The 7,797-nt window shown below is 70.9% G+C and carries 8 protein-coding genes; 3 read left to right on the top strand and 5 right to left on the bottom strand.

Annotated features, from left to right (window positions below; genetic code table 11):
• Positions 1-111: 111 nt before the first annotated feature.
• The 5 genes from ACVWWH_RS20000 to ACVWWH_RS19980 are packed head-to-tail and all read right to left on the bottom strand — an operon-like array spanning position 112 to position 4,835.
• Positions 112-441 (bottom strand): metal-sulfur cluster assembly factor, encoded by a 330-nt coding sequence (locus ACVWWH_RS20000; RefSeq protein ID WP_066497662.1) that lies wholly within the window; start codon positions 439-441, stop codon positions 112-114.
• A gap of 40 nt (positions 442-481) precedes the next feature.
• Positions 482-1,258: a Fe-S cluster assembly ATPase SufC gene (gene sufC / locus ACVWWH_RS19995; protein ID WP_066497659.1), complete on the bottom strand. Its 777-nt coding sequence runs from the start codon at positions 1,256-1,258 to the stop codon at positions 482-484.
• Positions 1,259-1,306: 48 nt separating this feature from the next.
• Positions 1,307-2,593: a Fe-S cluster assembly protein SufD gene (gene sufD, locus ACVWWH_RS19990; RefSeq protein ID WP_457317780.1), complete on the bottom strand. Its 1,287-nt coding sequence runs from the start codon at positions 2,591-2,593 to the stop codon at positions 1,307-1,309.
• Positions 2,593-4,080: a Fe-S cluster assembly protein SufB gene (gene sufB, locus ACVWWH_RS19985; protein ID WP_066497655.1), complete on the bottom strand. Its 1,488-nt coding sequence runs from the start codon at positions 4,078-4,080 to the stop codon at positions 2,593-2,595. The genes sufD and sufB overlap by 1 nt, the downstream gene beginning before the upstream one ends.
• The gene (locus ACVWWH_RS19980) at positions 4,080-4,835 is read right to left on the bottom strand and encodes a helix-turn-helix transcriptional regulator (RefSeq protein WP_447418836.1); all 756 of its coding nucleotides are present in this window, start codon (positions 4,833-4,835) and stop codon (positions 4,080-4,082) included. Before ACVWWH_RS19980 ends, sufB begins: the two co-directional genes overlap by 1 nt.
• A 136-nt stretch (positions 4,836-4,971) precedes the next feature.
• On the opposite strand from ACVWWH_RS19980, the gene ACVWWH_RS19975 reads away from it, so the two are divergent.
• From ACVWWH_RS19975 to ACVWWH_RS19965, 3 genes are read left to right on the top strand one after another with little or no spacing between them, the layout of a single operon-like run.
• On the top strand, positions 4,972-5,970 hold the full coding sequence (locus tag ACVWWH_RS19975; protein WP_457317779.1) for an ABC transporter ATP-binding protein: 999 nt from the start codon (positions 4,972-4,974) through the stop codon (positions 5,968-5,970).
• The gene (locus tag ACVWWH_RS19970; RefSeq protein ID WP_457317778.1) at positions 5,967-6,710 is read left to right on the top strand and encodes an ABC transporter permease; all 744 of its coding nucleotides are present in this window, start codon (positions 5,967-5,969) and stop codon (positions 6,708-6,710) included. The genes ACVWWH_RS19975 and ACVWWH_RS19970 overlap by 4 nt, the downstream gene beginning before the upstream one ends.
• A gap of 5 nt (positions 6,711-6,715) precedes the next feature.
• Positions 6,716-7,645 (top strand): COX15/CtaA family protein, encoded by a 930-nt coding sequence (locus tag ACVWWH_RS19965; RefSeq protein WP_457317777.1) that lies wholly within the window; start codon positions 6,716-6,718, stop codon positions 7,643-7,645.
• Positions 7,646-7,797: the final 152 nt, after the last annotated feature.

Here is a 7,797-nt window from a genome sequence, read left to right as displayed (position 1 = left end):
CGTCACGCGGCCCGCCGCCCCCGCCCCCCCCCCCCCCGCCCGCCGGCCCCCGCCGGGGGGCACGGCCCCCGGCCGCCGTCGTGCGCTCGCGGGTCCCGAGGACCCGCTGCTCTAGATGTTGAAGCCGAGGGCGCGCATCTGGTCGCGCCCGTCCTCGGTGATCCGCTCGGGACCCCATGGCGGCATCCACACCCAGTTGAGGCGCCACTCGTCGACAACGCCGTCGAGGACGTTGCCGACCTGTTCTTCGAGGATGTCCGTGAGCGGGCATGCGGCGGTCGTGAGCGTCATGCTGATCAGCAGCGCCCCGTCCTCGCCGTACTCGAGCCCATAGACGAGCCCCAGGTCCACGACGTTGACGCCGAGCTCGGGGTCGATCACGTCCTTGAGACGCTCCTCGACGTCCTCGAGCGATGTCGGTGCGGGCTGGATCTCTGTCATCACTGCCTTCCCAGTGTCGAAGTGGTGGCCGTGGCCCGTGTCAGGCCGTGGCCGTCGCGGAGCCCGCGCCGGTGAGGTAGCGGTCGTAGCCCTCGTCCTCGAGGCGGTCGGCGAGCTCCGGGCCGCCCTGCTCCGCGATGCGGCCGTCCACGAACACGTGCACGAACTGCGGCTTGATGTAGCGCAGGATCCGCGTGTAGTGGGTGATGAGCAGCGTGCCCATGTTGCCCTCGGCGTGGGCGCGGTTCACGCCCTCCGAGACGATCTTGAGGGCGTCGACGTCGAGGCCGGAGTCGGTCTCGTCGAGGATCGCGAACTTCGGCTTGAACAGCTCGAGCTGGAGGATCTCGACGCGCTTCTTCTCGCCGCCGGAGAAGCCCTCGTTGACGTTGCGCTGGGCGAAGTCCGCGTCGATGCGCAGCTGCGCCATGGCCGCCTTGACGTCCTTGGTCCAGTGGCGGATCGCGGGGGCCTCGCCGTCGATCGCGGTCTTCGCGGTGCGCAGGAAGTTCGTCATGGTGACGCCCGGGATCTCCACGGGGTACTGCATGGCGAGGAACAGGCCCGCGCGGGCGCGCTCGTCCACGCTCATCGCGAGGACGTCCTCGCCGTCGAGCGTGATCGAGCCCGAGGTGACGGTGTACCGCGGGTGGCCCGCGATCGTCGAGGCGAGGGTGGACTTGCCGGAGCCGTTGGGGCCCATGATCGCGTGGGTCTCCCCCGTCTTCACGGTGAGGGTGACACCCTTGAGGATCTCCTTGACGCCCTGCTCCGTCTCGATCGAGACGTGCAGGTCCTTGATCTCCAGTGTGGACATGTGTGTTCTCCTACTGCCCGGCGGACCGGGCTGGCCTAAAGGTCGTTGTCAGTTCTCGCCGGCTTCGAGCTCGCGCTCGACGGCTTCGGTCAGGTGGTCCTCGATGCCCTGGACGCCGATCTTCTGGATGATCTCGTTCAGGAAGCCGCGCACCACGAGCCGGCGGGCCACATCCTCGGGGATGCCGCGCGCCATGAGGTAGAACAGGTGCTCGTCGTCGAAGCGGCCGGTCGCGCTCGCGTGGCCGGCGCCCTCGATGAGGCCGGTCTCGATCTCGAGGTTCGGCACGGAGTCGGCGCGGCAGCCGTCGGTGAGGACCAGGTTCTGGTTCTTCTCGTAGCTGTCGGTGCCCTCGGCCTGCTTCTGGATCAGCACGTCGCCGACCCACACCGTGCGTGCGTCCTTGCCCTGCAGGGCGCCCTTGTACAGGACGTTGGAGACGCAGTTCGGCTGGGCGTGGTCCACGTAGGTGCGGTGCTCGAGGTGCTGGCCGGCGTCGGCGAAGTAGAGGCCGTAGAGCTCGACCTCGCCGCCGGGGGCCGCGAACCGGGCCGTCGGGGTCACGCGGACGAGCGAGCCGCCCAGGCTGACGACGATGTGCTTCAGGTGCGCGTCGCGGCCCACCTTGACCTGCTGGCTCGAGGCGTGCACCGAGGTGTCGGACCACTCCTGCAGGCTCACGACCGTGAGGTGCGCCCCGTCCTCGAGGACGATCTCGACGTTCTCGGCGACGACGGCCTCACCGACGTGGTTGAGCACGACGACGGCCCGGGAGCCCTGCTCGGCGACGACCACGACGTGCTGCGCGGCCGGCGCGGAGCCCGCTCCGGTCACGGTCACGAGGACCCGGTCCGCCAGCTCGGCGCCCGCGGGCACCGTGACGACCGTGGCCTCGGTGAAGTGCGCCCACGCGTTGGCGGAGACGCGGTCCTCGGGGATGCCGGCCGAGCCGATGCGGGCGTCGTCGCGCCCCACGGTCTCGACGCGGACCTGCTCGGGCCCCTCGACGGCGACGGCCGGGGCGGCGCCGTCGAGCGCCGCGGTGTGCAGGCCGCCGAGGCGCTTGACGGGCGTGAAGCGCCACTCCTCCTCGGTGCCCTTGATCGCGGGGAAGTCCTCGAGCCGGTAGGACGTCAGGCGCCCGGCGCGCGAGCTGTCCGGGATGCCGTAGCCCCCGCCGTGCGAGTGCGCCTTCGAGGCGGCCCCGCCCAGCGGCGAGGTCTGCCCGGCGGGCTCGAGCGGGGCGAGGCTCTCGCCCTCCTCCGTGAGCCCGGGGATCGACGGGGTGCCGATGCGGGCCTTCTCTGCGGTCTTCTCTTCGGTCATCTCAGTCATCAGCCGACGGACCCTTCCATCTGCAGTTCGATCAGGCGGTTCAGCTCGAGGGCGTACTCCATGGGGAGCTCGCGGGCGATCGGCTCGATGAAGCCGCGCACGATCATCGCCATGGCCTCGTCCTCGGGCAGGCCGCGGGACATGAGGTAGAAGAGCTGTTCCTCGGACACCCGCGAGACGGTCGCCTCGTGGCCGAGCACGACGTCGTCCTCGCGGATGTCGATGTACGGGTAGGTGTCGGAGCGCGAGATCGTGTCGACGAGGAGCGCGTCGCAGCGGACCGTGTTGGCGGAGTGCTTCGCGCCCTCGCGGACCTGGACGAGGCCGCGGTACGCCGCGCGGCCTCCGCCGCGGGCCACGGACTTCGACACGATCGAGGACTTGGTGTTCGGCGCGATGTGCACCATCTTGGACCCGGTGTCCTGGTGCTGGCCCTCGCCCGCGAACGCGATCGAGAGGGTCTCGCCCTTGGCGTGCTCGCCCACGAGGTAGACCGCCGGGTACTTCATCGTGACCTTGGAGCCGATGTTGCCGTCGATCCACTCCATCGTCGCGCCCTCATGGCAGATGGCGCGCTTGGTGACGAGGTTGTAGACGTTGTTCGACCAGTTCTGGATGGTCGTGTAGCGGACGCGGGCGCCCTTCTTCACGACGATCTCCACCACGGCCGAGTGCAGCGAGTCGGACGTGTAGATCGGGGCCGTGCAGCCCTCGATGTAGTGGACGTAGGAGTCCTCGTCCGCGATGATGAGCGTCCGCTCGAACTGGCCCATGTTCTCCGTGTTGATGCGGAAGTAGGCCTGCAGCGGGATCTCGACGTGGACGCCCTTGGGCACGTACACGAACGAGCCGCCGGACCACACGGCCGTGTTGAGGGAGGCGAACTTGTTGTCGCCGACCGGGATCACGGTGCCGAAGTACTCCTGGAAGAACTCCGGGTGCTCCTTGAGCGCGGTGTCCGTGTCGAGGAAGATCACGCCCTGGGCCTCGAGGTCCTCGCGGATCTGGTGGTAGACCACCTCGGACTCGTACTGGGCCGCGACGCCCGCGACCAGGCGCGAGCGCTCTGCCTCCGGGATGCCGAGCTTCTCGTAGGTGTTGCGGATGTCCTCGGGCAGGTCCTCCCACGAGGCGGCCTGCTTCTCCGTGGAGCGGACGAAGTACTTGATGTTGTCGAAGTCGATCCCCGACAGGTCCGCGCCCCACAGCGGCATGGGCTTGCGGTCGAAGTACTTCAGGCCCTTCAGGCGCGTCTCGAGCATCCACTCGGGCTCGCCCTTCTTGGCAGAGATGTCCCGGACCACGTCCTCGCCCAGGCCCCGGCGCGCGTTCGCGCCGGCGTCGTCCTTGTCGGCCCATCCGTACTCGTACGTGCCGATCCCGTGGAGCTCGGGGTTCTTCTCCAGGATCTCCGCGATCACCGTGGACCCGGCGCCGGCCTGGCCCCCGGCCGTCGCGGCGCGGTTCTCAGCTAATTGATCCGTCATCACGGCCTCTCTTGCTGGTTGGTTGCGGTCTCCGCGCCGGGCAGCCTCAGCTGGCCCCGCCCGGTAGGAATGTGGGTCGTGCACACGTGCCCGCCCTGCGCGAGGGTCGAGAGCCGGCGGACGTCCACGCCGAGCAGGCGTGAGAACGCTGCCGTCTCGCTGTCGCAGAAGACGGGGAATTCCGCGGCGAGCTGCTGCACGGGGCAGTGCCCCTGGCAGAGCTGGATGCTGCCCAGGTGGACGGGCAGCGGGGCCTTGGCCTGGACGGAGGCGGCGGACGCGACGAAGCCGTCGGCCGTGAGCGCCTCGGCGAGGGCCCGCGCCCGCGCGGCGATGTCCTCGCCGGCCGCGTCCACGAGGGGCTGGTAGCGCCTCTCCATGGCCGCGAACCGCTCATGGGCGAAGTCCTCCACGGCGCCGGGGCCACCGAGCTCACCGAGCCGCTCGAGCGCCTTGCGGGCGATCGCGAGGTAGTCGTCGCCGATCGTGGACTGGCCCCTCGAGGTCAGCACGTACCTCCGGGCGGGACGTCCCGCACCGGCGCCGGACGTCGCGACCCGCTTGACCTCCACGACGCCTGCCTCAGTGAGGGCGTCGAGATGGCGTCGGACCGCGGCGGGCGTGACGTTGAGCATCTCGCCCAGCTCGGCCGCGCTGACCGGCCCGTGCTCGAGGACCGCGCTGAGGACGCGGTCCCGGGTGCGGTCCTCAGCATCGGCCCGGGCATCGGGCTTCGGAGAGGTCACGGAATACACAAGACAATCATTGCCTAATATCCCCCCGGTCTCCAGTAAGGAGATGCTTATCACGCCCTCCGCGGAATCCGGGGCCTCCGCGGCCGGTGTCCGGCGCCCCCAGGGAACGCACTACTACCTTGCGTAGAATGGGCAGGTGCTACAGACCGGTACCCCCTGCCTCGAGATAGAAGGCCTGGTGAAGGACGTCGGCCCCCTCCCCTCTCTCGAGGGCCGCATGAAGAGGGTGCTGGCAGGAGTCGACCTCACGGCGAACGCCGGCGAGATCACCGTGATCCTCGGCGTCAACGGCGCCGGCAAGACGACCACGCTCGAGTGCGCGCAGGGCCTGCAGAGGCGCACCGCCGGCGTCGTCCGTCTCCTCGGTGAGGACCCTGAGAAGGCCGACGCCGCGCTGCGCGCCCGCGTCGGCATCATGCTCCAGGAGGGCGGCCTCCCCCCCGCCGCGCGGCCGCTGGCCCTGCTCGCGCACGTCGCCGGCATGTACACGGACCCGCGCCCGGTCGGCGAGCTGGCCGAGCGGCTCGGGATCCACGAGTTCGCGTCCACCACGATCCGGCGGCTCTCCGGCGGCCAGAAGCAGCGGGTCGCCCTCGCCGCCGCGCTCATCGGGCGGCCCGAGGTCGTCTTCCTCGACGAGCCCAGCGCCGGCCTCGACCCCCAGTCGCGCCAGCTCGTCGTGGACCTGATCGACGAACTGCGCCGCGACGGCCTCGGCGTCATCCTCACCACCCACCTCCTCGACGACGCCGAGCGGCTCGCCGACGTGGTCCACATCCTCGACCGGGGCCGCGTGGTCACGAGCGGCACCGTCGGCGAGATCCTGGCCCGCCGCGAGGGCACCCGGTCGCGGCTCACGCTGAGGTCGCGGCCCGGCCTCGACCTCGCGGCGGCGTTCGCCGACCGCGCCGCGGAGGGCGTCACGGTCACCGAGGCCTCTGCCGGCCACTACACGGTCGACGGCGAGCTCACCCCCGCGGACCTCCTCGCCGTGGCCCAGTGGCTGCACGCGCGCGACATCATGCCGCACTCGCTCGAGCTGGGCACCGCCAACCTCCAGGACGTCTTCCTCTCGATCGCCGCCGAGTCGGCGGCCGAGGACGAGGCCGCCCGTCGCGACGGGAGGGCCGCATGAGCGGCGCCGCAGGGCTCACGCGCCGCGTCTGGCAGCAGGGACGGTACGAGACGGCCGCGATGCTGCGCAACGGCGAGCAGCTCACGCTCATGATCGTGCTCCCGCTCCTCGCGCTCATCGGGCTCACCGTCACTCCCGTCCTCGACGGGCTGGGGCCGAGCCGGATCGCGGTCGCCGCCCCCGGTGTGCTCGCCCTGTGCACCATGAGCGTGGGGTTCACCGGCCAGGGCATCGCCACCGGCTTCGACCGCCGCTACGGCGTGCTCCGCTTCCTCTCGACCACCCCACTCGGCCGCGGCGGACTCATCGCGGGCAAGGTCCTCGCGGTCCTGGTGGTCCTGGCCGTCCAGGTCGTCGTCATCGGCGGCGCCGCGCTCGCCCTCGGGTGGCGGCCGGGAGCCGTCGGGATCCTCCTCGGGCTGCCGCTGCTGGCGCTGGGCGCCGCGGCGTTCACCGCCCTGGGCCTGCTCATCGCGGGCACGGCCCGCCCCGAGGCCACCCTCGCCATCACGAACCTCGTCTGGATCCTCCTCGGCGTCCTCGGCGGGATCGTCATGCCCGTGCAGCGGGTGCCCGCCGCCCTGGCCCCCGTGGTGGGGTTCCTGCCCTCCGGAGCGCTCGGCGATGCCGTGCGCTCGGCCTTCCTCGAAGGCTCCCTGAATGTCCCTGCCGCCGCCGTGCTCCTGACGTGGACCGTGCTCGCCGGCGCCGCCGCTACCCGCTGGTTCCGATGGAGCTGAAACCCATGACAGACACCACCCTGACCCGCCTCACCGCCTGGCTCCCCCGGAAGGTGGACGGCCGCATCCGTGCCATGGCGATCGCCTCCCTGGTCGGGCAGATCGTGCTGATCCTCACCGGCGGCGCGGTGCGCCTGACCTCGTCCGGGCTCGGCTGCCCCACGTGGCCCCGCTGCACCGCGCAGTCGATCACCACCACGCCGGAGATGGGGGTGCACGGGATCATCGAGTTCGGCAACCGGCTCCTGACCTTCGCGCTCACCGCCGTCGCGGTGGTGATGCTGGTGATGCTCTGGAACCTGCGCAAGGAGCGCAAGGACCTGTTCTGGCTTGCCGTCGGGCTGCTCGCGAGCGTTCCCGCGCAGGCGGTCATCGGCGGGATCACGGTGCTGACGCACCTGAACCCCTGGATCGTCGGCCTCCACTTCCTCGTCTCGATGGCCCTCGTCGTGCTGTCGATGCTCCTCGTCAACCGGGCCTACGGGCGCGCGGGGCGCTTCATGGACCGGGTGCACCCGGCCCTGCCGGGCTCCATGGCGCCCGCCACGCTCGCCACGGCGCTGGCCACAGCCGCGGCGGTGGTCCTGGGGGTCACCGTGACGGGCGCGGGTCCGCACGCCGGGGACGCCAACGCGCCGCGCAACGGGCTGGACTGGGACCTGTTCTCGCACATCCACGCGGTTCCGGCGTACCTGGTTCTCTTCGGCGCCCTCTTCGCCGTCGTCGCGACCCTGTCCCGCCGGATCCGCGGGTCCTTCCGCAACGGAGTGCTCACCCTCCTCGGCCTGACGGTCCTGCAGGCGGCCCTCGGGATCACCCAGTACTACACCGGCATCCCCGCCCTCCTCGTTGCGGCGCACATGCTCGTCTCGGCGCTCCTCATGGCGGCGGCGGTCAACGCGGCCGACATCGCCCGGTACAGCCCCAAGGCGTAGTCCGCTCCCGCGCCAGACGCGAAGGAGGCCCGCAGCATCCTGAACTGGTCCCCGAGAGTTGGACTGGTGAAGTGAAAGTCTAGGCTGCGAGGGCCTGGGCCCGGTATCGGACCGGGCTCAGGCCCTCGAGCTTTGTAGAGATCCGCTCGTTG

Source organism: Sinomonas sp. RB5 (assembly GCF_054063535.1).
This window is presented reverse-complemented; position numbering and strand designations above follow the sequence as displayed.

Bases quoted from the DNA above. Each gene is read 5' to 3' on its own strand.
- ACVWWH_RS20000 (WP_066497662.1), bottom strand. From the start codon at position 441: ATGACAGAGATCCAGCCCGCACCGACATCGCTCGAGGACGTCGAGGAG.
- sufC (WP_066497659.1), bottom strand. From the start codon at position 1,258: ATGTCCACACTGGAGATCAAGGACCTGCACGTCTCGATCGAGACGGAG.
- sufD (WP_457317780.1), bottom strand. From the start codon at position 2,593: ATGACTGAGATGACCGAAGAGAAGACCGCAGAGAAGGCCCGCATCGGC.
- sufB (WP_066497655.1), bottom strand. From the start codon at position 4,080: ATGACGGATCAATTAGCTGAGAACCGCGCCGCGACGGCCGGGGGCCAG.
- ACVWWH_RS19970 (WP_457317778.1), top strand. From the start codon at position 5,967: ATGAGCGGCGCCGCAGGGCTCACGCGCCGCGTCTGGCAGCAGGGACGG.
- ACVWWH_RS19965 (WP_457317777.1), top strand. From the start codon at position 6,716: ATGACAGACACCACCCTGACCCGCCTCACCGCCTGGCTCCCCCGGAAG.